This is a genomic window from Acinetobacter sp. ANC_7634 (genome assembly GCF_056779875.1).
This window is the reverse complement of sequence record NZ_JBWYIT010000004.1, coordinates 1-24,127: the sequence shown is the minus strand read 5'-3', so window position 1 is coordinate 24,127 and position 24,127 is coordinate 1. Positions and strand designations below refer to the sequence as shown.

23 protein-coding genes are annotated in these 24,127 nt (G+C 38.1%); 13 read left to right on the top strand and 10 right to left on the bottom strand.

The window, feature by feature from the left end; translation table 11 throughout:
- Position 1: 1 nt before the first annotated feature.
- The 6 genes from AC1M9A_RS06255 to AC1M9A_RS06230 all read left to right on the top strand — a co-directional run bounded on the left by AC1M9A_RS06255 (position 2) and on the right by AC1M9A_RS06230 (position 6,868).
- Positions 2-604, top strand: coding sequence for a lipocalin family protein (locus tag AC1M9A_RS06255; protein ID WP_180028423.1), 603 nt, complete (start codon positions 2-4; stop codon positions 602-604).
- A 106-nt stretch (positions 605-710) separates the two neighbouring features.
- Entirely contained in the window at positions 711-1,655 is a 945-nt protein-coding gene (gene rarD, locus AC1M9A_RS06250; RefSeq protein ID WP_481609871.1) for an EamA family transporter RarD, read from the top strand.
- 157 nt (positions 1,656-1,812) lie between these two features.
- The gene (locus AC1M9A_RS06245; RefSeq protein ID WP_481609870.1) at positions 1,813-3,525 is read left to right on the top strand and encodes a hypothetical protein; all 1,713 of its coding nucleotides are present in this window, start codon (positions 1,813-1,815) and stop codon (positions 3,523-3,525) included.
- Between the two features lie 245 nt (positions 3,526-3,770).
- Positions 3,771-5,228, top strand: coding sequence for a glyceraldehyde-3-phosphate dehydrogenase (locus AC1M9A_RS06240; RefSeq protein WP_180028420.1), 1,458 nt, complete (start codon positions 3,771-3,773; stop codon positions 5,226-5,228).
- 189 nt (positions 5,229-5,417) lie between these two features.
- Positions 5,418-6,176: an MFS transporter gene (locus AC1M9A_RS06235; RefSeq protein WP_481597352.1), complete on the top strand. Its 759-nt coding sequence runs from the start codon at positions 5,418-5,420 to the stop codon at positions 6,174-6,176.
- Positions 6,177-6,187: 11 nt separating this feature from the next.
- Positions 6,188-6,868: a hypothetical protein gene (locus AC1M9A_RS06230; protein ID WP_481609869.1), complete on the top strand. Its 681-nt coding sequence runs from the start codon at positions 6,188-6,190 to the stop codon at positions 6,866-6,868.
- 28 nt (positions 6,869-6,896) lie between these two features.
- On the opposite strand, the gene AC1M9A_RS06225 is transcribed toward AC1M9A_RS06230, so the two are convergent.
- Positions 6,897-7,760, bottom strand: coding sequence for an SDR family oxidoreductase (locus AC1M9A_RS06225; RefSeq protein WP_481609868.1), 864 nt, complete (start codon positions 7,758-7,760; stop codon positions 6,897-6,899).
- 117 nt (positions 7,761-7,877) lie between these two features.
- Here AC1M9A_RS06225 and AC1M9A_RS06220 point away from each other — a divergent pair, with 117 nt between their 5' ends.
- Positions 7,878-8,252: a winged helix-turn-helix transcriptional regulator gene (locus AC1M9A_RS06220; RefSeq protein ID WP_481609867.1), complete on the top strand. Its 375-nt coding sequence runs from the start codon at positions 7,878-7,880 to the stop codon at positions 8,250-8,252.
- A 55-nt stretch (positions 8,253-8,307) separates the two neighbouring features.
- On the opposite strand, the gene AC1M9A_RS06215 is transcribed toward AC1M9A_RS06220, so the two are convergent.
- Positions 8,308-9,489, bottom strand: coding sequence for an MFS transporter (locus AC1M9A_RS06215; protein WP_481609866.1), 1,182 nt, complete (start codon positions 9,487-9,489; stop codon positions 8,308-8,310).
- A 257-nt stretch (positions 9,490-9,746) separates the two neighbouring features.
- Between AC1M9A_RS06215 and cgtA the strand changes: the two genes are divergently transcribed.
- Complete coding sequence (gene cgtA / locus AC1M9A_RS06210) at positions 9,747-10,958, top strand: Obg family GTPase CgtA (RefSeq protein ID WP_481609865.1); 1,212 nt, start codon at positions 9,747-9,749, stop codon at positions 10,956-10,958.
- A 28-nt stretch (positions 10,959-10,986) separates the two neighbouring features.
- Entirely contained in the window at positions 10,987-12,120 is a 1,134-nt protein-coding gene (gene proB / locus AC1M9A_RS06205; protein ID WP_035265485.1) for a glutamate 5-kinase, read from the top strand.
- 23 nt (positions 12,121-12,143) lie between these two features.
- Here proB and AC1M9A_RS06200 read toward each other — a convergent pair whose 3' ends face one another.
- Together AC1M9A_RS06200 and AC1M9A_RS06195 are read right to left on the bottom strand one after the other, a co-directional pair.
- On the bottom strand, positions 12,144-12,791 hold the full coding sequence (locus AC1M9A_RS06200) for an HAD-IB family hydrolase (RefSeq protein ID WP_481587802.1): 648 nt from the start codon (positions 12,789-12,791) through the stop codon (positions 12,144-12,146).
- Positions 12,758-13,963 (bottom strand): DUF1615 domain-containing protein, encoded by a 1,206-nt coding sequence (locus AC1M9A_RS06195; RefSeq protein WP_035265483.1) that lies wholly within the window; start codon positions 13,961-13,963, stop codon positions 12,758-12,760. Before AC1M9A_RS06195 ends, AC1M9A_RS06200 begins: the two co-directional genes overlap by 34 nt.
- 282 nt (positions 13,964-14,245) lie before the next feature.
- On the opposite strand from AC1M9A_RS06195, the gene dusB reads away from it, so the two are divergent.
- Positions 14,246-15,292, top strand: coding sequence for a tRNA dihydrouridine synthase DusB (gene dusB / locus AC1M9A_RS06190; protein WP_481608845.1), 1,047 nt, complete (start codon positions 14,246-14,248; stop codon positions 15,290-15,292).
- Positions 15,293-15,403: 111 nt separating this feature from the next.
- Here the strand turns inward: dusB and AC1M9A_RS06185 are convergent, their stop codons facing one another.
- Together AC1M9A_RS06185 and AC1M9A_RS06180 are read right to left on the bottom strand one after the other, a co-directional pair.
- Entirely contained in the window at positions 15,404-15,538 is a 135-nt protein-coding gene (locus AC1M9A_RS06185) for a hypothetical protein (protein ID WP_481609864.1), read from the bottom strand.
- Positions 15,539-15,611: 73 nt separating this feature from the next.
- Positions 15,612-16,661, bottom strand: a complete 1,050-nt coding sequence (locus AC1M9A_RS06180; protein WP_481609863.1) for an NAD(P)H-dependent flavin oxidoreductase — start codon at positions 16,659-16,661, stop codon at positions 15,612-15,614.
- A gap of 178 nt (positions 16,662-16,839) precedes the next feature.
- On the opposite strand from AC1M9A_RS06180, the gene AC1M9A_RS06175 reads away from it, so the two are divergent.
- The 3 genes from AC1M9A_RS06175 to AC1M9A_RS06165 all read left to right on the top strand — a co-directional run bounded on the left by AC1M9A_RS06175 (position 16,840) and on the right by AC1M9A_RS06165 (position 20,713).
- Positions 16,840-18,099, top strand: coding sequence for a putative DNA modification/repair radical SAM protein (locus AC1M9A_RS06175; protein WP_481609862.1), 1,260 nt, complete (start codon positions 16,840-16,842; stop codon positions 18,097-18,099).
- Complete coding sequence (locus tag AC1M9A_RS06170) at positions 18,100-18,879, top strand: TIGR03915 family putative DNA repair protein (RefSeq protein WP_481609861.1); 780 nt, start codon at positions 18,100-18,102, stop codon at positions 18,877-18,879. It begins immediately after the preceding gene.
- Positions 18,880-19,414: 535 nt separating this feature from the next.
- Entirely contained in the window at positions 19,415-20,713 is a 1,299-nt protein-coding gene (locus AC1M9A_RS06165; protein WP_481597343.1) for a dicarboxylate/amino acid:cation symporter, read from the top strand.
- Positions 20,714-20,968: 255 nt separating this feature from the next.
- Here the strand turns inward: AC1M9A_RS06165 and AC1M9A_RS06160 are convergent, their stop codons facing one another.
- The 4 genes from AC1M9A_RS06160 to AC1M9A_RS06145 form a co-directional block, all read right to left on the bottom strand.
- Positions 20,969-22,180, bottom strand: a complete 1,212-nt coding sequence (locus tag AC1M9A_RS06160; protein WP_481597342.1) for a YeeE/YedE family protein — start codon at positions 22,178-22,180, stop codon at positions 20,969-20,971.
- Positions 22,181-22,311: 131 nt separating this feature from the next.
- A complete protein-coding gene (locus AC1M9A_RS06155; protein ID WP_180028406.1) occupies positions 22,312-23,013 on the bottom strand; it encodes a VIT1/CCC1 transporter family protein in 702 nt (233 codons plus the stop codon).
- Positions 23,014-23,162: 149 nt separating this feature from the next.
- Entirely contained in the window at positions 23,163-23,507 is a 345-nt protein-coding gene (locus AC1M9A_RS06150; protein ID WP_035265393.1) for a hypothetical protein, read from the bottom strand.
- A gap of 174 nt (positions 23,508-23,681) precedes the next feature.
- On the bottom strand, positions 23,682-24,127 hold a 446-nt coding region (locus AC1M9A_RS06145), incomplete at its 5' end, for an FAD-dependent oxidoreductase (RefSeq protein WP_481609860.1).

Here is a 24,127-nt window from a genome sequence, read left to right as displayed (position 1 = left end):
GATGATCAAGAGTCTCCCATCTGCTGGTTTCAATGTTAGCAAGATTGTATTGGGTGGTGCCTTATTGGTTGGTTTAGGGGCAGCAACGATGGTTTATGCTCAGGACAAGCCACTCAATACTGTTGAAAAAGTTGAACTCGATAAATACTTAGGTGTTTGGTATGAAGTAGCACGTAAGCCACTTTATTTCCAAAACAAGTGTGATCGTGATGTAACTGCGACATATACATTAAATGAAAATGGTAATGTGACTGTTGATAACCGTTGTTTTACCGCTGACGGTAAAGTTACCCAGTCAGTGGGTGAGGCATTTGTACAAAATCAGCCATTTAATACAAAATTGAAAGTTAGTTTCTTGCCGAGTGCTATTCGATGGTTACCAGTTGGTCGTGGCGATTATTGGGTGCTGAAACTGGATGAGGATTATCAAACTGTACTTGTGGGTGAGCCTAAACGTAAGTATATGTGGGTGCTTTCTCGCACGCATAATCCTGATCAAGCAGTTGTGAATGAGTATCTTGATTATGCTAAATCCGTTGGTTATGACTTAAGCGATGTGATACGTACAAAGCAAACGGGTCAAGCACCTGGTTCAACAAAATAATGTTGAAAATGATGAGAACCACGCTAAGGCGTGGTTTTTTTATGCATCAACATCTATTACTACGAATTCTAGCTATAATATCGTTTGGTAAAATTTAGGTTCAGATATGTTAAAAGGTATAGCATTGTCAGTTATGGCATCAGTGACATTTGGGGTGCTATATTTTTATACGTATTTTCTTAGACCACTAGACAGCGAGCAAACCTTTGCTTGGCGAATGTTAGCCACGTTACCTTTCTTAACGCTGTTTATGTGGTGGTCGGGTGATCTAAAATATGTTCGAGAAATTTATAATAAAATTTGCAAACAACCCTCTATTTTAATTTGGCTCTTGATCAGTTCATTTTTGTGTACAACTCAACTCTGGTTATTTTTGTGGGGACCAATCAATGGTCGTGGGCTTGAGGTTTCTTTAGGATATTTTTTGTTGCCTCTGGTGATGGTTCTCTTTGGTTGCGTTCTTTACAAAGAAAAGCTCTCAAAGTGGCAAATTGCAGCAGTGTTTTTTGCAATTCTTGGTGTCAGCCATGAAATCTGGCGCATCGGTACTGTGGCATGGGAGACCATGTATGTTGCTGTGGCTTATCCGATCTACTTTTTTTTAAGAAGAAAATTTGGAACAGATCATTTAGGTGGATTCTGGTGGGATTTATTGCTGGTGATTCCAGTTGCTATTTTTCTAGCATTTTTTTATTCAAACACATTGCCCCTGATTATTGAGTTTAAATATCTCATTTTAGCCGTACTAGGTCTAGGTTGCTTAAGTGCCTTAGGGCTTGGAAGTTACATCTTGGCGAGCAGATATCTTCCATTTGTGATTTTTGGGTTATTGAGTTATTTAGAGCCAATTTTGTTGGCAGGAGCATCAATAGCAATGGGTGAACGCGTGGAAGCAGGAGAATGGTTGACTTATATTCCAATTTGGTTTGCTGTATTGCTCCTTATTTTGGAAGGTACAATTTATCTCTATCGTCAAAGAAGAAATGAAAAGTTACTTCAATATCAACATAATAAACTACAATCGCGTCTAGCCCAAAAAGATGAGCACTAAGTTTCATATCGTTACATAAGCATGAGTTGTACATAAGAGTTTTTGACTGAATGATAAGAATAATTACTTACTCTTTAAAAATATTTGTGACACAATTAACTAAAATATAAAAATGTGGTAAATTTGTTAAATCAATAATAATTCTAATTTAACAATCATGATTCAGTACCAAACAAGAGCAGCATTATTACAGATGGAGCCTAGTCTGGATTTAAACTGGCAAAGACTCTTAGAGCGTATATTTCAACATTCAGATAGTGACGTTCGCGAAGAAATTGATCGTCAAATTCTCAAACCTAAAGATATATTTTGGAATCGTGTGAATAACACATTCGAATATAAAGTCACGACGTCGCTGGGAATTTTAAAGCATAGTTTTTCTAGTGAAAGAATGCGCTCCATTGCAGCAAAGTTATGTCAATCTATCCAATGGTTGAAGGTGATGACGGATTGCGTACAAGTGGCAGACTATTTAGAAAATGCGCTGTATCAAATTGACCTAATTGCTGTTGAGGACAATTTAAAATTACAACGCGAAAAAATGTTAATGCGTCGGGTTTTTTTGCAAGATGTTGCTAAGTTAATTCGTGAATTAAATCTTGAAACACCAGTTGGAGCTCGTCAGTTAACTTCAGCTCAGATTAAGAGCTTTATGATAGAGGTATTTATTAAGCAACAATTATTGGGGTATTGGTTTAAACCCCTTCTACCTAGAAGCTCATCGATCATGGAGCATCCTTTTTTTGCACAATGGTTGCTGAAAGAACAGTCCATTCGACACTTTGATATTGTTAAAACCTCTGAATTTCTATTCGTCATCGCACCAACCAGTCAGTTTGAACAAAATCCATTTTCGATTCGTCGTTTTTTATTTGAAGATCGAATGGAATACAACCAGCAAATTTATCTCAATGGGTTGGTTTTGGATATGCGCCGTTACAATGAAGAGGGGTATATCAAACAGTTTATGGAACACGTGCAGATGATGGTTACTATTCAGCATCAAGTCCATAAAGATGTCATTCAAATTGTGCAAGAATTTGAAGATGTTGCTGAACAGAAGATATTACCGCTTTTGACACAAAATTTAGGGATGGCTGGAAGTAATAGTGATTTTGTAGCCAAACAGCATTTACGGAAGATTGAGCAAGCATTGACTGTCGAATTGCTACAACCTCTCGTGGTGGCTTTAGAACAGCATTTATCACATATTGAAGAATATGAGCATCTGTTTAAAAGTGTGCATCGCATATTTTCAGATATTCTGGCGAATTATAAAGATTTTAAACAACAGCCTTCTTTATTTTTTAATTCCTCAGTTCAATTGTTTGAATACAAGTTGTTAGCCTATTTAAAACTACTTGAAAAGCGTAAAGATGAAATATTTGTACCATTGAATATGTATGAGCGTGGAGTCATGCATGAGCGCTCCAAGAAACCGTTAAATGCATTACAAGAAGATTTAAGCCAACATATTCAAGATTACCGAGAAATGCTGTCTCATACGATGCGTTTGAAACGAGATTATGCTGAAGTTCAAGGCTCATTTTTAAAAAGAATGGTGGCTGGAGAAAAGTTAGAAAAAGAACTTCAACAAACTTCATTGGCCATGGTGAAAATCAAGAAGCAGGCTTATCTAGATATTTTAAGTGTGCCTAAAAACTATCGAAAATATAGTGTATTTATTGAATTTGAAAGTTTTTCAGCTACAAGTGAGTTTGAACGACATTATGCATTCCCTTCGGGGCAAAATGGTTTAACTAAGCTTCCAGTATTGGTCAAACTCCCAGAAAACTTAGAAGATTTTAATTTAGAAGATTTAAATATGATGTTGAGTCAGGATATTTCGGCTTCACCAGTATTTAGTTGAACAGGATGTAACTCAGTGACGAAATTGGATTTGTAGGCTTAATGATCAGTATTTGATATCTAAATGAAATCATATACCCAAAAAATTATTTTGTAATTCAATTGCTAAAATATATTTTTTACAAAGAGAAAATTGCTTTAGTAAAAAATAAAACGAGTTTTCATTTCAACTCTGAGTTAATTCCTTTACAATTATGGGGTTTTGAAATTTATGCTTAGATTTACAATTAATTAGAGGACGTATCTGTGAGCAAAGACACTATCGTTGCCCTACATGCAGAGCACCAAGGTCGCTGGAAAAACCGTGAAGAACTCGCGGAACGTATGATTGCCCTTGTTGGTCAGTTATACCGTGAAAAAAACATCGTAGCTACAGTATACGGTCGCTCTTTAATTAACCGCTCGGTTATCCAAATTCTTAAAGCTCATCGTCGTACACGTGTTTTAGACGTTGAACTTTCTGCTGTAGATACTTTCCCAATCCTCGAAGCATTGGTTAAAGTACAAAATATCGGCACAGCTGAAATCGATTTAGGCAAACTTGCTGTAGAATTTAAAGCAAAAGGTGGCGATGTAGATGCATTCGTTGCTGACGCTGTTAAATCACTACAAGGCAATGCTGCATCTGTTGAGCATAAAGATGTTGTGCTTTATGGTTTTGGTCGTATTGGTCGTATCCTTGCACGTCTTATGATTGGTCAGTCTGGTCTTGGTCGTGGTCTAAATCTTAAAGCGATTGTTGTTCGTAAATCATCTGATGGTGATTTAGAGAAACGTGCTTCTTTACTTCGTCGTGACTCTATTCATGGTCCATTTGCAGGTACGATTTCTGTAGATGAAGAGAACGAAGCAATTATTGCGAATGGTCAATTCATCAAAGTGATCTATGCATCTAATCCATCAGAAGTGGATTACACTGCATATGGTATTGAAAATGCATTGGTGATTGACAACACTGGTAAATGGCGTGACGCTGAAGGTCTTGCTCAGCACCTTAAATGCCCAGGCGCTGCACGTGTAATTTTAACTGCACCTGGTAAAGGTGATATGAAGAACGTTGTGTTTGGTGTTAACCAAGCTGACATTCTTGATGAAGATACAATCATCTCTGCTGCAAGCTGTACTACAAACGCGATTACACCGACGTTGAAAGTACTTCATGACAAATATACAGTGATTAATGGTCACGTTGAAACAGTTCACTCATTCACGAATGACCAAAACTTGATCGACAACTACCATAAAGCTGACCGTCGTGGCCGTGCTGCAACGTTGAACATGGTGATCACTGAAACGGGTGCTGCTAAAGCAGTTGCTAAAGCACTTCCAGCGCTTAAAGGCAAATTAACTGGTAACTCTGTACGTGTTCCAACACCTAACGTGTCTTTAGCAATCCTTAATCTGACTTTAGATAAAGAAGTTGATCGTGATGAAGTGAACGAATATATTCGTCAAATTTCTATCAACTCTAATCTACAAGGTCAAATTGGTTATACAAACTCTACTGAAGTTGTATCATCTGACTTTATCGGTTCACGCACTGCAGGTGTTTTTGATGCGCAAGCAACAATTACGTCTGGTAACCGTTTAACAGCATATGTATGGTACGACAACGAAGTAGGTTATAGCTGCCAAGTTCTGCGTATTGCTGAACAAATGGGCGGCGTAAGCTATCCAAAAGTTCCTGCTGAAACAAATGCATAATTTGTAAGACATAAAAAGAGCCTCTTTCGAGGCTCTTTTTTATTTGCCTAAATTTACGTAATTAAGACTTTAGAGCAATATGGTTTCTTCAAAATAAGTGGTTTAATATTGAAAAATTGTGTATTTGTTCACATAAAATATGGATTGTGAGCAGGTGATTAAAAAAATAAGTGTTAAAGGATTATATTTTTGCGCATCAAATATCTTGTCATTGGCTTCGTGCTGATTGCTTTGGCTGCCGCGAGTGGTATAGCAATTGCCTTATGGGTTTTTCAACATTTTAAAATTTACATTCCACTTGAAGATCAAGCCGTGAATATTGATCTTCAAGAGCCATTGCAAGCGAAAGTTCAAATCCATGATGCTTTGGATGTGAATGTGACAGGTCGTGTGAAAACGACCATTCCTATACGTGAAAATCTTTCTATTCCTGTACAACAAACATTGAATCCTATGGTTCATTTCGACAATCAAGTACCAATTAAAACGGTTATTCCAGTCCGTGAAAATTTGATTGTGGATCAAAATTTAGCAGTAGATACTAAAGTTAAGGTTCGCATTTTGGGCAAAGATATTACACTGCCATTGAAAGGGACGATTCCAATTAAACTTGATGTACCTGTTGAAATGGATGTTCCCTTAGATCAAATGGTTCACTTGAAATTTCAAGCACCTGTTCAAGCGGATTTAAAAGAGAATCTACGCATCCCATTAAATAAGGATTTAGATGTGGATATACCAGTACAAGGTCATTTGAATGCACCAATTAAAACTGCGTTAGAGGCTTCAGTCAACGTACAAAATACTTTGCCAATTAAAATACAAAAAGGTGAGTTGGTTATCCCACTCAATACCTTAACATTACAAAAAAATCAAAAAGTGGAAGCAGCATCACCCATTAAAGTTCAGAAGGATGATCAATCTGCTGAATCGGTGAAAGCCCAGTGAGCTCGAGAAGCATGAGTGCTAAAAAAATCGTGGGATATGGTTCGCTCTTGTTTATTATCGTGGCAAGCATTGTCGCCGTAGGTTTTTGGCTATATCTCAATATTCAAGCATCCATTCAAGTCACTGCGAAGAATGCAAGTGTACAATTATCAGAATCATTGCCGACAAAAATTGATGTTGGGAATTATCTTGAGGTACAAGCGATTGGTGCGCTAAATACACAAATTAAAGTGCAGGAAAATATTGATTTAGATTTGCAGGGTAAATACAAAACCAATCTCAAGTTTAAAGTCGAAGTCCCTGTTTCTGTGAGTGTGGATTATCAAACGAAAGTAAAAATCGATCAAACGATTCCAATTAGTGCAACAACAGATTTGGTGTATAAAACACGACTTTTACCTAAATTTCCGTTAAATTTAGATTTGCCTATTCAGCTTGAAGTTCCATTTCATTTAAAGCGTACTTATCAGGTTCCGATTACGATTGATTTTGATGGTCCTGTCTATTTAGATTTGCATGAGCAGCTTGATGTGGATATTGATCATGTTTTCACACCGGTATTGCATTTAAATGATCCAATTTTGATGAAGGATGTATCTAGTTTTAGAGCAACAATGTATAACTTGGAGCGAGAAACAAAGGCGAATTTAGATATGAACTTGGATTTACCTCTGCGCAATATTAAAAAGTAAAAACTCCCCTTTAAGGGGAGTCTATCCTCTAAGCATTCAGGGCTTGCTGAATGCTTTCACGAATCGATGTGGTTTTTCGACCAATTAAATGTTCAAGATCTTTGTGTTCACTGTACATCGCACCATGGGCGGTGTGAAGATCTGCATCTACAATGACGTCAATGAGACCTAGTGGTAAACCAGCTTGAATTAATCCTTGACGATAATCTTCTGGAGATAAGTTTTGATATTTCACAGGCTGTTGTGAAAACTCAGAAAGTAAGGTCGCAAAATCATTTAAGCTAAAGCTTTCGCTACCTGCAAGCTCGTAAATTTTGTTCAAATGTTGAGCTGATTCATCATTTAATACTTGAGCTGCAGCAGTGGCATAATCCAAACGAGAAGCTGAACTAATTAAACCATCTTGAGCCGCTCCGTACACAATGCCTGTCTCGATTTGATGGGTGAGCGCAGATAAATAGTTTTCGCTATACCAATTATTTCTTAAAAAGGTGTAGGTAATAGAACTTTCACGTATTAATTTTTCCGTTTCTCGATGTTCATTGGCTAAGCCAAGCGGAGAATGATCTGCGTTCAGTAAGCTGGTATAGATTAAGTGAGGAACTCTAGCTTTAATTGCAGCATCAATAACAGCCTTGTGTTGTGGAGTGCGACGACCAATTTCATTGGCAGAAATGAGCAGGAGTTTATCAACATCCTGAAGGGAATTTGCGAGATCATCTGGCTGATCATAATCAAATTTGCGTACTTGAATATCTTCAGAAAATAAAATTTTAGCTTTTTCTGGGTTGCGAACTAAAGCAATAATTTCATGCTTGCTATGAAGTTTTTTAAGTTCTTGAACAACTAAACGACCTAATTCACCAGTTGCACCTGTAATCGCAATTTTCATTTTAATTTCCTCTCATTGTGGCTAAAAAATAAACTTGATGAAGGCATATTAATCTGTTAACTTACTTAATGAAAGTACGTACCTAAAAGTAAGTTATTAACTGTTAAGAGAAAAATGATGAATACATATGCGCATAGTGATTTATTAGGTCAAGTTTTATCCAGTGAATGTCCTTCTCGTGAAATTTTGGAGCATCTCACCAGTAAATGGTCAGTTCTCGTCCTAAGTTGCTTGAGTGATGGTGTGCATCGTTTTAGTGAGCTAAAACAAAGAATTGAGGGGGTGAGCGAAAAAATGTTGGCTCAGACACTAAAAACCTTAGAAAAAGATGGTTTTATTTTGCGCACTGTCTATCCAGTAGTTCCTCCAAAGGTGGAGTATCAACTCACTGTATTGGGTTCAAATGCAGCGATGAAATTAAATGAGTTGATCCATTGGGTTGAGCGAAATTTACCCGAGATTTTGGAAAGTAAGGCAATTATTACGCGATAGTTATATTTCATCATTTCGTTATCGCTCAGTTTAAAGTGTGTACTGAGCGAGATGTTTATATGGTTTTCATGATCTTAAAATCATAACGATCAATACATAAAATTAAAATTGAGAAAAACAGTCCCAAAGCAACGCAACCAATCCATGCATAATGTTCCCAAGCATAGACAGCACCTAAAGAACCTAATGCAGCGCCTGAAAAGTAAATGGTCATATATACAGCATTAATTCGTGAGCGTGCTTGACCATCAATACGATAAACTAGATTTTGATTTAAAACATGAAATGCAGTGAGACCAAAATAGCTCATCAATACGCCAAGTGCATAAATGAAGATGTTCTGTTGCGCGAAATATAATGGAATACAAGAGAACAGCATCAAGGTGATACATAATTGAGCGACAAATTCTTCTTTCCCTTTGCCAACTGTTTTACCAGACCAACTCGAGGAATAAATTCCGATAATACCTAGCAGACCAAATAGACCAATTTGAAAATCAGTAAATTGATATGGGGCACTCCCTAAAACAAAAGTCATCGATGTAAACACCATTGAGAGAATGCCAAATCCTAGGGCACCCGCGCAGGCACGGCGTATGAGATGCGGATTATGCTTTGCGATGCTCCAAAGTGATTTGTAAATATCGGTGACTTGTAAATGCGAAGCAGGTTGAGTGTTGGGGAGTTTTTTCCACATTAAATATGCAAAACATAAAGTCAAAATACCACTAATGAAATAAACGCCTTCCCAAGACCAATAAGTTGAAACAAAGCCGGCAAATGTCCTAGATAAAATAATCCCCATGACCAATCCGCTCATGAGTTTACCTACAACTGCCGAGCTTAATTCCGGTGGGCTAATGGAAGAAGCAAATGGAATTAATACTTGTGCTGATATGGCTCCAAATGTTGCACAAAGGGTAAAGATATATAAAGTGCTAATATCTGAGCTGAAAGACAAAAGGATCTGCGAAATTGCCGCAAATATCATTAAACTCACAATGAGTTTTCGTTTATTAAAAAAATCTCCAAGGGGTACCAAAAGCATGAGTCCGAGCATATAACCCACTTGAGCGATAACCACGGTAAATCCAGCTTGGCTGGTCGAAATTTCTAAACTTCTTTCGATTGAATAAATCAGTGGTTGATTGAAATAGGCTGAACCTGCACAGACACCACAGGCCAAAGCCATAATAAGCACGAATTGTGAGGATAAAGGAGTAGCAGAGCGATCCATGTCAAAATCTTAGAGTGCAATTTAATGCACTATAGGCATTATTTTGTGGTTTCAGAAATAAATAAAACCAATGATGTTATTTGATAAAACAATGAGTAATGAATAAATCAAATTTAATGCAGTGATACACCAAAATATTAAAGACTCAATTTATGAAAAAAGTCGCTAACTTATTCTCAACCAGCATAAATATAGTCGAGAAATACTTTAAAATATGGCAGAATAGGCGGTTTTAAAGTTTTTAGAGGATTGGCATTATGCGCTTTGTTGATGAAGCAGTCATTACCGTAGAGGCTGGCGACGGTGGCAATGGCGTAGCCAGTTTTCGCCGTGAAAAATTCGTACCATTTGGTGGTCCAGATGGTGGTGATGGTGGTCGTGGTGGCAGCGTATATATTCAAGCTGATGACAACACCAGTACGCTTGTAGATTATCGTTATACCCGTAGATTTCGTGCTGAACGTGGTAAAAATGGTGCTGGCGCAAACTGTGCAGGTCGCGGTGGTGAATCCGTAACACTATATGTTCCAGTAGGAACAACAATTGTAGATACTGAGTCTGGCGACATCATTGGTGATTTAATTGAAAATGGTCAACGTGTTCTTGTTGCTCAAGGTGGTGACGGTGGTTTAGGTAACACTCACTTTAAGTCATCAACGAACCGTGCTCCACGTAAATGTACACATGGTAACAAAGGTGAGTTCCGCGAAATTCGCCTAGAGCTGAAAGTTTTGGCAGATGTTGGCTTATTAGGTATGCCAAATGCGGGCAAATCAACATTTATTCGTGCTGTCTCTGCAGCAAAACCAAAAGTAGCTGATTACCCATTTACAACTATGGTACCTAATCTTGGTGTTGTAGATGCAGATCGTCACCGTTCATTTGTAATGGCTGATATTCCAGGTTTGATCGAAGGTGCTGCAGAAGGTGCAGGTCTTGGTATTCGCTTCTTAAAACATTTGGCGCGTACTCGTATTCTTCTACATATCGTGGATGTACAGCCAATTGATGGATCAGATCCAGCTTATAATGCTAAGGCAATTTTAAATGAACTTTTAAAGTTCTCTCCAACATTGTCAAAACTCCCAGTGGTGTTGGTTTTAAATAAAGTAGATCAGTTGCCTGAAGACTCAAGAGATGAGTGGTGCAATCACATCCTTGAAGAGTTGAAATGGGAGGGTCCAGTATTTAAGACTTCAGGCTTGATGTCTGATGGAACCAAAGAAGTCGTTTATTATTTAATGGATCAAATTGAACAACAGCGCGAACGCGAAGTTGAAGATCCAGAGTATGCAGCAGAAATGCAAGCATTCCGTGATCAGCTTGAAGCTGAAACACGTGAACAAACCATTGCAGCTAAAGAGGCTTATCGTGAAATGCGTCGTAAACAACGTCTTGCCAGTCAAGAGGATGACGATTTTGACGATGATGAAGATGATGGCGAAATGGAAGTGTACTACGTACGTTAATCTCTTTATATAAGAGACAGAGGACAAGATGATAGAAGTGGTAGATGGGCAACGTCAGCTCAAGGGTTGCAAAAGAATCGTTGTTAAAATCGGATCATCTTTACTCACAGCAAACGGAAAAGGTTTAGATATAGATGCAATCTCGCATTGGGCGGGGCAAATTGCAGATCTACACAATGCAGGGCATGAGATTATTCTCGTGTCTTCCGGTGCTGTGGCTGAAGGTATGGTTCGAATGAAACTTGAGAATCGACCCACGGATCTACCCAGTCTTCAAGCTTGTGCTGCCATTGGTCAAATGGGGCTGATACAAACTTGGTCTAGTGTATTGTTGAATCACAATATTCAGTCTGCACAAGTTTTATTGACTCATGATGACTTGGCTGACCGTCGCCGTTATTTGAATTCTTGTGATGCTTTACAACATTTAATCGATTGGAAAGTGATTCCAGTGATTAATGAAAATGACACTGTATCTACTGATGAGATTCGATTCGGAGACAATGATACTTTAGCTGCAATGGTTGCAGGCCAAGTTCATGCTGATTTATTGATTATTTTGACAGACCAAGAGGGGATGTTTGATTCAGATCCTCGCTCAAATCCTAATGCGAAGTTGTTTCATACAGTTCGCGCATTAGATGAAAGTTTGTTTGATATGGCAGGTGGTGGTGGTAAGTTTGGTCGAGGTGGAATGCTGACCAAAGTACGTGCTGCTCGTTTAGCTGCGAAATCAGGATGTCCTACACTGATTGCCAGTGGAGACAGTAATCATGTGTTAACTCGATTAATGTCGGGTGAGATGCTAGGTACATTGTTTATCACTGATAATGATCGAATCACTGCTCACCAACAATGGTTAGCTGCGCATTTGCAGACTGCAGGGCGATTGGTGATTGATGATGGTGCTGTGAAAGCGATCAAAGAAAATCATCGGAGTTTATTGCCTGTAGGTGTGAAAGCAGTTGAAGGGCATTTCGAGCGTGGTGATGTGGTGGAGTGTGTGGATCAGCAACGGCATCGCGTCGCAGTTGGTCGTGTCAACTTTAGTTCACGTAGCGCTGAAATTGTCAAAGGCTTACCCTCAGATAAGGTACACCAAGTTCTAGGTGAAGCACGTTCATTAGAAATGATCCATCGCAATCATATGGCGATCTATTAATTTCTTATTTAATAAAAGCTCGCTTAGGCGAGCTTTTTTTGTGGGTCAAGATCGGGTAATTGATGAGATGATCCGACCATATAAGGATAATCAGCCATATCCAACATCGCTTGATCCTCATAAGAATTTCCATAAGCATAAATTGATTGAAATTGGTCTACATCATATTGCTTGAGTATGCGCTGTCTTTTTTCTTCGCCACTACAATCAGGAGAAGAATAATGACCCGTATAAAACTGATTGAGCACTTCAGTTTCAGTACAAATCAAATCTACATTTAAAATCTGAGAAATGGGTTTTAAATAAATATCAATGGATGCAGAGACAATCGCAATGCGGTCACCACGGAGTTGATGCTTGATCAATTGTTCATAAATGGGTGAGTTTAAGTGTTGTTGTAATGAATGGGCGTATTCAAGTGCAATCGGATCTGCATCAGACCTAGAAAATCCAGTAAACATTGCCTTGAATAGCTTAGGGCGCATTGCGTGCGCGGGGTAAATATTTAAAAAATAGGCTTGAATCCAAGGCAGGGTTTTTAGTCCTTGCTTAACAATATGTCGTTTTGATAAGGCGTAAAAGATAAAGCTCGTAAAACTATCTTTTTCACACAGTGTTCCATCAAAATCAAATAACGCTAGGTTTTGATTCTTTTTGCTTTCTGCATACATGTTTGATATCGACCGTTAACTCGCGTAGCAAACCAGTTGGTATTGTAGTCGCGACTAAGCTTAGGACCTGAAATAACCACTTCAGGCATAATGGCATAAAATTTTTCTTTTCCAATTTTCTTTTCGTAAAGCTCAGTCACAGCTTTATAGGTTTGCGTATCTTCAAACTTTTTCTCTTTTTCTTTCTTTAAATCAGCTCGAATTTGACGAGGTGTAATAAATACATTATTTGCGGCAAATACATTGATAAGTTCTTGTTCAGATTGACTCTTTTCAGCTTTTGGATTGCCATTTTTATTGTACAGTAATAAGTCTCCATCAAGCGTTAACTCCGCTGCTGTTAATTCATTGAGCATGCTTTGGAAAGCGGCGTTACGACTTGAATACATGCCTGAATTGTAGTCTGCAAAGCGATATATGGGTTGATCATAATCTGCTGGATACATCATCAGGCGGTGAATACCATAATAGAGTCCGCCATATTGACTATAAAGGTCTGATCTTAGATCTGCGATACTTCCACCTTGGCGCTTATGATCTTTTGCATAGCTAATATGAACTTGCATAGAGCCTAAAGTGGTAATGGGATTTAGTTTTTCACCAATATCTTGACCAACGAGTTTAGCTGCACCAGTGAGTGCACTGACATGGTAGTGTTTTGCCATGTGAGCAAAAATCTCACGATACAATTCATCTAATTCTCGTTCGGTGGAGACTTTTCGCATTTGTTTTAGATAATTGTCTTCAGGTGTTGGTTGATTTTTTAAGACTTCTTGGAAATACCCCGCAACGGTGCCTCCGATACTATCTCCTAATTTATCTTTAAATTTTTCATCTAAACGATCTTCAATTTCTTTAACTGCTTTGGCACCTAGTCCGGGTACATGGGGATCTGCAACAAAATTAGATTCTTGATCGACTACAGCAATAATGGTACACACATTTTCTTTCGTTTGGGGTATACCGAGTTGCTCGGTTATTTTATAAATATCCTCGGCCCATGAACCACGATTATTAACGCGGCCAGGAATGAGTTTTGAGATTTGTTCTGCATCAATCGTTTTATCTTGTGTGTTCCACCATGATGAGTCACCACAAGCACTCATGAATAAACTTAATGTAGCAACACTACAGGCTTTAAAAATTACATTAGAGCGAAAGCTATTTTTCATAAATGCAAAGTATCAGGGATAAAGATTCTAGCGAAGTATACTATTTCATTCACGATTTGTGAGAACTTATATGTATACAAGATAATGGCAGCATGCTTCAAATATAAATCTAAGTGTTGAGCTTAAGTTCATCCATTAACATTCAAGCAAAATGAGATAAAACATATTTTTAGTTTCAAACGTTATATAATTTAATGCTTGTATCTAATTTCAATCTCTCAATGAGTGCAGATTTAAAAAGTTAAGCATTCTGAAACTGTTTCATCATCATTGGTATTATTCATGTCTCAACATCCTGTGATCCGTGATTTATTTGATCGCGAAAAAACAACTCCTGTTTTTGTAGCACCCATGGCAGGTGTAACGGATCGACCATTTAGAACCTTGTGTAAATATTTTGGTGCAGGACATGCAGTTAGTGAAATGATGACTTCTGACAAAACGCTGCGTATGAGCAAGAAAAGTCTCTACCGAGCCAACTTTGATGGTGAAATTGCTCCAATTTCAGCACAAATAGCAGGATCAGACCCACGGGATTTAGCTGAAGCTGCACGATATCAAGTGTCAAATGGTGCTCAAATCGTTGACATCAATATGGGCTGTCCAGCGAAAAAGGTGTGCAATAAATTAGCAGGTTCTGCACTCTTACAAGATGAAGACTTGGTAGCCAGAATTTTAGATGCGGTGGTCGAGGCAGTAGATGTCCCTGTAACACTTAAAACGCGCTTAGGATTTTTAAACGGACATGAAAATATTATGCGTGTGTCGAAGCGCGCAGAACAAGCGGGTATTGCAGCTTTAGCATTGCATGGTCGTACACGGGAAGATATGTATTTAAATACTGCACGTTATGATCTAATTAAAGAAGTGAAGCAAAATATCTCTATTCCAGTCATTGCAAATGGAGATATTGATAGCCCAGAAAAAGCCAAGTATGTATTAGATCATACTGGTGCTGATGCCGTGATGATTGGTCGAGCAGCACAAGGTCGTCCATGGATTTTTAGAGAAATTGCTCATTATTTAAAAACGGGACAGCCACTTGCAGCGCCATCGATTGCTGAAGTGAAAGAAGTTCTATTGGGACATCTGAATGAGCTATATGAATTTTACGGTGAGTATTCAGGCTGTCGCATTGCACGTAAACATATCGCGTGGTACACCAAAGGTCTCCACTCAAGTAATGAATTTCGTCAGAATATGTACAAAGTAGAAAGTACAGTGGAACAAGCCAAAGTCGTAGCCAATTATTTCGATTTACTTTTGTCAGAAGGGCAAATTATGAGTGATGTTCAAGTGGAATCTGTGGATTTATTAAAATCAGGTTGAGTTTCAATATGTCAGCACTCAACTGAGATAAGTTATTCATACATTCTACTGTTGAGATTCAAGAGGTTGTAAATTTACTTGAGAATCCGATTTTTTCTCTTCAGGAGATTGTTATTGATCTTGATTTAAAATTTGAGCATCTAACTGCTCAACATTATGTTGAGTGGACTGATCTTTATCTTGAGCATGTGAATAGCTGTCTATTCCAAATCCAATCGCCACAAGTGCTAATAATACAAAACCCATACTTTTCGCTACATAATTTAACAATTCATTGTAAATAAAAAAACTTCAGCTCGGTATGGGTTTTATCGATTATTTAAGCATCATATTGATCAATTTCTAATATGATTTGATTGATTAAATCAGGTGCTTCTAAAACTCTGATTTGATTTACATTACTTCCTGCCCAGAATGCACCAAAACTTTCATCTTTGTTGGTTAATGCTGCTGCATTTAGTTGTTTACCTAAATCATATGCATAAGGGTAGGGAGCAACTAACTCACGCCGAGGTAAATCTACGAGAGTTGACCAACTGTTGATTATCCCTCTCGCTGGTCGCCCAGAAATGCTTGATGTAATTTGAGTTAAAGGCTTACTTAATAATGCATTACGATAAGCTGCATTTGCAGCTGAACTCTTGCATTGTACAAATGCAGTACCGAGTTGTACGGCTGAAGCTCCGAGATTCATCATATATTTAGATTGAAAGCCATTCATGATTCCACCAGCTGCTACGACAGGTATCTTGCAGGTAGGAACAAGTAATTTTATTAAATCTGCTGTTTTGATTGCACTGTCAAAATGCTCATTAAAAATACCACGGTGTCCTCCCGCTTCAATACCTTGTGCAATGATGATATCAATCCCAGCGTCTTCAATTGCTCTAGCTTCCGCTAAGTTCGTTGCTGATACCATCGTAATAATACCAGCCTCTTTGAGGGCAGCTATTTGATGTGCATGAGGTATCCCAAAGTGAAAACTCACCGCCTTAGGTCGAGTTTCTAAGACTAAATCTAAAAAATCATCATTATCTAAAAAACTGGGGTAAATACATTTTAATTCTTTGGGGGGTTCAGTATTAAAGTTATCAAAGTGGGGTTTTAGATAATTTATCCAGTTTTGATTACGTTCAGAATCAAGTTGAGCTGGTTTGTGGCAAAAGAAATTCACCTGAAAGGGTAAATCTGTTAATTTTTGAGTTGCAAAAATTTGTTGTCGAGCACTTTCGATACTGGCAGCACCTAAACCAAGAGACCCTAAACCACCTTGATTGGATACTTCAGCTGCCAGTTCTGGTGTGGATACCCCAGCCATTGGCGCCAAAAAAATGGGATGCTGAATGGATAATTGTTCGAGTAAAGACATAATCAAGCTCCATGATTTAATTTCACTTTGCACAATCATGATCGGAGAATCAAATTATATTCATTATTTAGTGCGAAAATGCAAAGCGTCAAACTGTGTCGCATGAATGATCAGCGACATTTAGTAGAATAAATAAACAATTATAATATTCGAAATCTCATTGCTTCCCCATACATATATGTCTGATCGTATCCGTGAAAAATTACAGATTTTAGCTGATGCTGCCAAATATGATGTTTCTTGTTCCTCAAGTGGTAGTAACCGCAAGAACAAAGATAAAGGTCTTGGTAATACAGGTTCCGGAATTTGCCATAGTTATACCGAAGATGGTCGCTGTGTTTCATTATTAAAAATTTTATTCTCAAATGTCTGTATTTATGATTGTGCGTATTGTATCTCTCGCCGTTCAAATGACGTAAAGCGAGCAGCATTTACCGTCCAAGAAGTGGTAGATCTGACCATTAATTTTTATCGTCGAAACTATATAGAAGGGTTATTTTTAAGTTCAGGAATTTTTAAATCCGCGGATTACACCATGGAGAGAATGCTTCAAGTCGTAAAAAAATTAAGACTGGAAGAAAATTTTAATGGGTACATTCATCTCAAAACTATTCCGGGCGCTTCGCAAGAAATTATTCATGAGGCTGGACTGTATGTCGATCGGATGAGCATTAACTTAGAAATGCCGACAGAAGAAGGCTTGGTGAAATTTGCACCTGAAAAGTCGCATGCAGAAGTGCAGAAAGATTTAGGTATTGTGAGAGACCGTTTGATTGAATTGAAAGATGAGAGAAAACTAATCAAGTCGGTTCCTAAATTTGTGCCTGCTGGTCAGACAACACAAATGGTGGTCGGTGCGCATCACGAAACAGATCGTGATGTAATCTTGATGGCTGACAAGCACTATAAAGATTTTAAATTAAAACGGGTGTATTACTCAGGATATATACCTATCAATCCAGAAGAGTCTGCTTTACCTGCTGTAGGTTCTGCACCGCCGTTATTGCGAGAAAATCGCTTATATCAATCAGATTGGTTAATGCGTTTTTATGGATTTGAAGCCAACGAAATTGTGGATGAAGCACATCCCAATTTAGATTTAGAGGTTGATCCTAAATTAGGTTGGGCTTTAAGACATCCAGAGCAGTTTCCAGTGGATATTAATACTGCTGAATATAAAATGATTTTACGTGTTCCTGGCATTGGTGTGAGATCTGCTAAGAAAATTGTACAGGCTCGCCGTTTTGGAAAAATTCATATCGATCAGTTAAAGCGCTTAGGCGTTGCTTATAATCGTGCTCAACATTTTATTCGATGTGCTGATACACCTAAGTTTAAAAGAGAACAGCACGCTCATCAGATCCGCCAGCAAATTTTACAAAGTGGGCAATCAAAATATGTGAAACAACTGTCACCTCAACTAGGATTTGGGTTTTAAATGGCTGTGTATGTTTTTGATGGTACCAGGACTGGGTTGCTGTGCTGTGTTTTTAGAGCTTTTCAATTCAAAGAGTTCGACGTAAAAGTTCAAACTGAAGGAAACGCTCACCAGAATTTATTTGATGAGTCAGTCCGAGTTTACAGTGAAGAAAAGCAAGCTGAACGAGTCTGGCAAGGTTTAAAATCTAAAATTTCTGCTTCAAGTTTGCGTAATTGGTATTTTACTTTTTTGTCTGAGCAGGAAGTGGCATATCAACATCTATTTGATTATTCCATTTATATCTTTAAGCACCAATATGCCGTTGAAAAAAATTTCGGTCATCGTGATGTTTTAGCGCTTGCACAATGGGCTAAACAAGTTGGTCGTGAAAAGCACCGAATGGAGGCATTTGTTCGCTTTAAAAAGTGTAAGGATGGTTTATTTTTATCATTAGTAAGACCAGATTTTAATGTTCTGCCTTTAATCTCTAAGCATTTCAAAGCACGTTATCAAGACCAGCGTTGGTTAATTTATGATGAAAAGCGACGCTACGGAATTTACTATGATTTGAAGCAAGTCCATCAAGTTAATTTGAATGCAGCCGAAATTGATCAAAATATCCATATAGGTTCTAGTCAATCATTCATGATTGAACTCGATGATCAAGAAGAGCTATATGATCAACTTTGGAAGGATTATTTTAAGAGTGTAAATATAGTGGCACGTGATAATCCTAAGTTGCATGTTCAATACGTACCTAAAAGGTATTGGAGATATATGAATGAAAAGCAGGTTTAGTACGATTTTTTAAAAATAAGTTATTGAATTTATTTGATAAAATATAATAAAAACAATTTTGTAAGAGTGTTTTAAATTTATACTACTAAAATGATTAATATTTTTTGATTATATTTCTTTAAGGGTTATTTACATAAGATACTGAATTATATATTTATATATATTGTTCTTAGATTGCATTGAAATTTAATTATACTTTATAGGTATATATTGGGTCATAAAATAAAATTATTTGTATTTTTAATATTCAAAATTAACTTATGAATTTTTAATTTTCATTTTTTTTCTAAAAATATCAAAACTTAATTTTATATGAGTTAATTTTTATGACGATTCATATTTAGTCATCTCAGCCCAATTGAACTCTATAGATCTTTTTTTCTTAGACTAATAGTTAAGCCCGACTTTTTCATTCAAAAAGTGAATGTCACTAGAATTTCGACCTTTGAAATTATTTAACGCGCAATTCATTTTTGAGTGTGAAATTTATTGCATTTAACAATGGATTCACTTTTTTGAATTAGAAGGGTCTTCCATGGATATTCACGTTGATGAGCAATCTCAACCACCTAAGAAGCAAAAGTTTTATCAAATTTTATATGTTCAAGTCATCTTTGCAATTATTGCGGGTGTCACACTTGGACATTTTATGCCGGAGTTGGGGGCAAGTTTAAAACCTCTTGGCGATGCTTTTATTAAAATCGTCAAAATGATCATTGCACCCGTTATTTTCTTGACTGTGGTCACGGGTATTGCTGGTATGACGAATATGGGCGCAGTGGGGCGAGTGACGGGTAAAGCAATGGCTTACTTTTTAACTTTCTCTACGCTTGCGCTGATTGTGGGCATGATTGTTGCCAATCTTATTCAGCCGGGTAAAGGTCTTAATATCGATCCTGCTGCTTTAGAAGGTGACAAAGTTTCAACTTATGTTGAAAAAGCTCAGGATGCCTCTATTGTTGACTTCTTCATGAATATCATACCAAAGACTTTAATCAGTCCTTTGGCGGGTGGTGAGATTCTTCAGGTTTTATTTGTTGCTGTTCTATTTGGTTTAGCGCTTGCAGCGGTGGGTGAAAAAGGGAAACCAGTTACAGACTTCTTAACGACACTGACCGCTCCGGTATTTTACCTTGTCGGTATGTTGATGAAACTAGCTCCAATTGGTGCATTTGGTGCGATGGCGTATACGATTGGTGCTTTCGGTATTTCGAGTATTGGAAATTTACTATTATTAATCGTAACGTTCTATATTACTTCACTTTTATTTGTTCTGCTTATTCTGGGAGCAGTTGCACGATACAATGGATTTTCTATCATTGATCTCATCCGCTATATCAAAGATGAATTATGGTTAGTATTAGGCACGAGCTCTTCTGAAGCTGCACTGCCAACGCTGATGAATAAAATGGAAAAAGCGGGTTGTGAAAAGTCGGTCGTTGGTTTGGTCATTCCAACTGGATATTCATTTAATTTAGATGGTACAAATATCTATATGACGATGGCTGCTCTTTTTATTGCTCAAGCCTGTAATATCGATTTGACCATTTGGGAACAGATCACAATTTTGTTGGTTGCGATGATTAGTTCAAAAGGGGCTGCAGGTGTAACGGGTGCGGGCTTTATTACTCTGGCAGCTACATTATCCGTCGTTCCAGCATTACCTGTTGCAGGGATGGCACTTATTTTAGGTATCGATCGTTTCATGTCTGAATGCCGCGCATTAACTAATCTTGTTGGCAATGCTTGTGCAGCAATCGTTGTAGCACGTTGGGATAATGCATTAGATAAAGAACAATTAGATGCAACTTTGAAAAAGAAAGTAGAGGCTTGACTTCACTTTTAATATCTAAATCTTAAGCCCATCTTAGGATGGGTTTTTATATAGATGATGCAGCATTTAACAAACTCAAAGTAAGCACATAAAGACTTATTATAAGAACAAACTTTGGTGACTTAGCTGATTTCAATCGGCTGAAATTTAATACTCCTTTCTTTTTCTTATTCTATTAAGTGGTTGTAATTGCACTATAGAAAGATAAAAACGCCCAATTGAAATTAGGCGTTCTCAAATATCGATATTTGCTGATTAGCAACCTGTAATTTTTTCAGGCTGAGGCTTTTCATTCGGGAAAAATAGTGGACGAAGTTTCACACCTATACCATTACCAATAAAAGCGAAAATCAGCCATAACCACCCATGTAGACTGCCTGATGCAATGCCGCTGAAATAAGCACCGATGTTACAACCGTATGCTAATCGAGCGCCATAACCCAACATGATCCCCCCAATGACAGCTGCTAGAATTGAGCGTTTAGGGATATTGAGATTCGGTGCAAATTTTCCAGCGAGACCTGCTGCAAGTAAAGCGCCGAGTATGATGCCAAAATTCATCATAGAGGTGATATCAAACCACAACGAATTTGCTAAAGCTTTAGCATTTCCAGGTTGTTGCCAATAGTCCCAAGCTGTTACATCAATTCCGACTAATGTTGCACCTTTCGCTGCCCATACTGCGAGTGCAGATGTGACACCCCATGGGCGACCAGCCAATGCAAGCGTGGCGAAATTAAGCAGGGTGAGAATAATACCACCCCAAATTAAAGGCCATGGTCCCTTTAAGAAACGTTTCCAGCCTTGATGTGCTGCAACAGGTTCTTGTTCAAGCTGACCGTGGCGTTTTTTCTCGAAGTAGACTGTTGCTAATGCGATCAAACCAAATAGCACGAAATTGAGTATTAGCGCTGGAATAACACCAAAGCTTTGTACTACTGAAATAGGGGCTAAGTGTGGCAGTGCAAACCACCATTCAATATGTGAAGTAGCGATCAGTGAGCCTAAACAGAAAAAGAATAGAGTGATCAGCATACGTGAGCTACCACCACCGACTGTATAGAGTGTCCCAGATGCGCAACCACCACCCAGTTGCATGCCAATTCCGAAAATAAATGCACCAATCATCACGGACATCGATACGGGATTGACGTTGCCTTTAACGGGTTGACCAAATAATTCACCTGCACCTAAAGCTGGGAAGAAGAGCAGCACTGCCAGTGCGAGCATAATCATTTGTGCACGTAAACCACGACCTTTGCGTTCTTTAATAAAAACGCGCCAGCTCGATGTAAAACCAAATGATGCATGGTAGAGCGTCATACCAAACGCACCACCAATAAGGAATAACAGGGCTTGATTAATTCCCACAATTTGATAAGCACCAAGGGTGCCTACAATCAATAAAACAATAGCGATCCAGACCGATGAGTGTGATCGGTCAGATTGAGCTGCAATAATGGACATGAAGATAAGAAAAGCTGATAAAACACATCAGTATTTTAATTGATTGATTGTGGGTTGATAGTCCTACACTGCATTTATGCATTAAATGCTGCTGAGTAATATTGATTTTATATATTTGTAATTCTTATATGTTAGCCGACATGTACATTAAACAGTGAGCCAATCCAACTTGAAAATGCCATCGCTGCGATTCCCCAAAGCGTAATTCGCAATGCAGATTTTACTTTAGACGTTCCAGCAAAATATCCAGATAAAGCCCCTAGAATAAATAACGCTAAAATGCAAAAAAAGGCAACACTGTATTCTAGATATGCAGGAGGACTGATCAGTATAGCGATCATAGGGCAAGCTGCACCTATTGAAAAGGCGGTGGCAGAAGACCAAGCGGCTTGAAAAGGTTGAGCTGTTGTATTTTCATGAATACCAATTTCATCGCGTGCATGTGCAGCTAACGCATCATGCTCGCTCAGTTGTATAGCAACTTGATGAGCAAGTTCGGGTGATAATCCTCTTTGTACATAAATATGCGTTAATTCTTTCAGTTCGATTTGTGGATTGCGTGCTAACTCACTTGCTTCAAACTTTAGATCAGCTTCTTCAATATCAGACTGAGATTTTACCGAAATATATTCACCAGCTGCCATGGACGTTGCGCCTGCAATCAAACCAGCAATACAAGTGATTAAAAGGGTATGTTGATTCGCGCCACTTGCTGCCATCCCCATGATTAAACTAGTGACTGAAATTATACCGTCGTTGGCACCAAGAACAGCAGCTCTTAACCAACCTGTGCGATGTATATAATGTGGTTCTGTATGATGTGAATAGCTCATAGGATTTTGTCTTATTATCTGAAAATGTTATTCAAAAAAGAGTTGTTATTCATACAGTATAGGCTTGATTCGTATCTTGGGGCTGTAAAATTGCTCTGTTAGAGAAAAAATTAAAGCCTCTAAAGAGGCTTTAATTGGTAGAACTCAAATTATTGTTGAGCTTTTTCTTTTACATTCGCTGCACCTTCTTCTACAGCTGCTGCTGCATTAGCAGTTGCTTCTTTAGCCGCTTCTGAAGCGTTGTGCGCAGCATTTTCAGCATGTGCAGCAGCATTATCTGCAGCTTGCGCTGTCGCATCAGCAGCATTGTCGACTGCAGTTGCAGTTGATTGAGCTGCATCTTCAGTCGCATTCTGAATATCTGCACCTGCTTGTTCAGCGGCATTTTCTAAATGTTCACCAGTTGTCGCGCCAGTTTCAGGAGCTTTATCCTTATTACACCCAACCAAAGCAACTGTAGCAGCAAGACCTAAAGCAACAAGAATCTTATTCATTTTATCTTCCTTTTTTAATTCAATGAGTATCCAAGTAGCATGGATGAGAACAATATAAGCAGATTTTAAATAAAGTTTTATTCAAAAATTGTAAAGATAATATTGGCTTATAAAAACGCCCCGAGAAAGAGTTTTCTCAGGGCTACACTTTAATGCGGTATATTAAGGCTGAAATTACTGTCCAGAACGAATGATGTAATCAAACGCTGACAGTGATGCTTTCGCGCCTTCACCAGTGGCAATGATGATTTGTTTATAAGGTACTGTTGTACAGTCACCCGCAGCAAATACACCTTTTACATTGGTTTCGTTGCGATCGTTAATCACAATCTCACCACGGTTGGTTAATTCAACTTGAGTTTCTTTTAAGAAATCCGTGTTGGGTAACAAACCGATTTGTACGAAGATCCCCGCCAATTCGACTGTGTGTTCTTCATCCGTCGCACGGTCTTTGTATTTCAGTGCAGTCACTTGTTTGCCATCACCGACTACTTCTGTAGACAACGCATTTTTGATGACAGTCGTGTTAGGCAAGCTGTTAAGTTTGTCTTGTAATACTTGGTCAGCACGCAGCTTAGTATCAAACTCAACTAAAGTGACATGTTCAACAATACCAGCCA

Bases quoted from the DNA above. Each gene is read 5' to 3' on its own strand.
- AC1M9A_RS06255 (WP_180028423.1), top strand. From the start codon at position 2: ATGATCAAGAGTCTCCCATCTGCTGGTTTCAATGTTAGCAAGATTGTA.
- rarD (WP_481609871.1), top strand. From the start codon at position 711: ATGTTAAAAGGTATAGCATTGTCAGTTATGGCATCAGTGACATTTGGG.
- AC1M9A_RS06245 (WP_481609870.1), top strand. From the start codon at position 1,813: ATGATTCAGTACCAAACAAGAGCAGCATTATTACAGATGGAGCCTAGT.
- AC1M9A_RS06230 (WP_481609869.1), top strand. From the start codon at position 6,188: ATGAGTGCTAAAAAAATCGTGGGATATGGTTCGCTCTTGTTTATTATC.
- AC1M9A_RS06225 (WP_481609868.1), bottom strand. From the start codon at position 7,760: ATGAAAATTGCGATTACAGGTGCAACTGGTGAATTAGGTCGTTTAGTT.
- AC1M9A_RS06220 (WP_481609867.1), top strand. From the start codon at position 7,878: ATGAATACATATGCGCATAGTGATTTATTAGGTCAAGTTTTATCCAGT.
- AC1M9A_RS06215 (WP_481609866.1), bottom strand. From the start codon at position 9,489: ATGGATCGCTCTGCTACTCCTTTATCCTCACAATTCGTGCTTATTATG.
- cgtA (WP_481609865.1), top strand. From the start codon at position 9,747: ATGCGCTTTGTTGATGAAGCAGTCATTACCGTAGAGGCTGGCGACGGT.
- proB (WP_035265485.1), top strand. From the start codon at position 10,987: ATGATAGAAGTGGTAGATGGGCAACGTCAGCTCAAGGGTTGCAAAAGA.
- AC1M9A_RS06200 (WP_481587802.1), bottom strand. From the start codon at position 12,791: ATGTATGCAGAAAGCAAAAAGAATCAAAACCTAGCGTTATTTGATTTT.
- AC1M9A_RS06195 (WP_035265483.1), bottom strand. From the start codon at position 13,963: ATGAAAAATAGCTTTCGCTCTAATGTAATTTTTAAAGCCTGTAGTGTT.
- dusB (WP_481608845.1), top strand. From the start codon at position 14,246: ATGTCTCAACATCCTGTGATCCGTGATTTATTTGATCGCGAAAAAACA.
- AC1M9A_RS06185 (WP_481609864.1), bottom strand. From the start codon at position 15,538: ATGGGTTTTGTATTATTAGCACTTGTGGCGATTGGATTTGGAATAGAC.
- AC1M9A_RS06180 (WP_481609863.1), bottom strand. From the start codon at position 16,661: ATGTCTTTACTCGAACAATTATCCATTCAGCATCCCATTTTTTTGGCG.
- AC1M9A_RS06175 (WP_481609862.1), top strand. From the start codon at position 16,840: ATGTCTGATCGTATCCGTGAAAAATTACAGATTTTAGCTGATGCTGCC.
- AC1M9A_RS06170 (WP_481609861.1), top strand. From the start codon at position 18,100: ATGGCTGTGTATGTTTTTGATGGTACCAGGACTGGGTTGCTGTGCTGT.
- AC1M9A_RS06165 (WP_481597343.1), top strand. From the start codon at position 19,415: ATGGATATTCACGTTGATGAGCAATCTCAACCACCTAAGAAGCAAAAG.
- AC1M9A_RS06160 (WP_481597342.1), bottom strand. From the start codon at position 22,180: ATGTCCATTATTGCAGCTCAATCTGACCGATCACACTCATCGGTCTGG.
- AC1M9A_RS06155 (WP_180028406.1), bottom strand. From the start codon at position 23,013: ATGAGCTATTCACATCATACAGAACCACATTATATACATCGCACAGGT.
- AC1M9A_RS06150 (WP_035265393.1), bottom strand. From the start codon at position 23,507: ATGAATAAGATTCTTGTTGCTTTAGGTCTTGCTGCTACAGTTGCTTTG.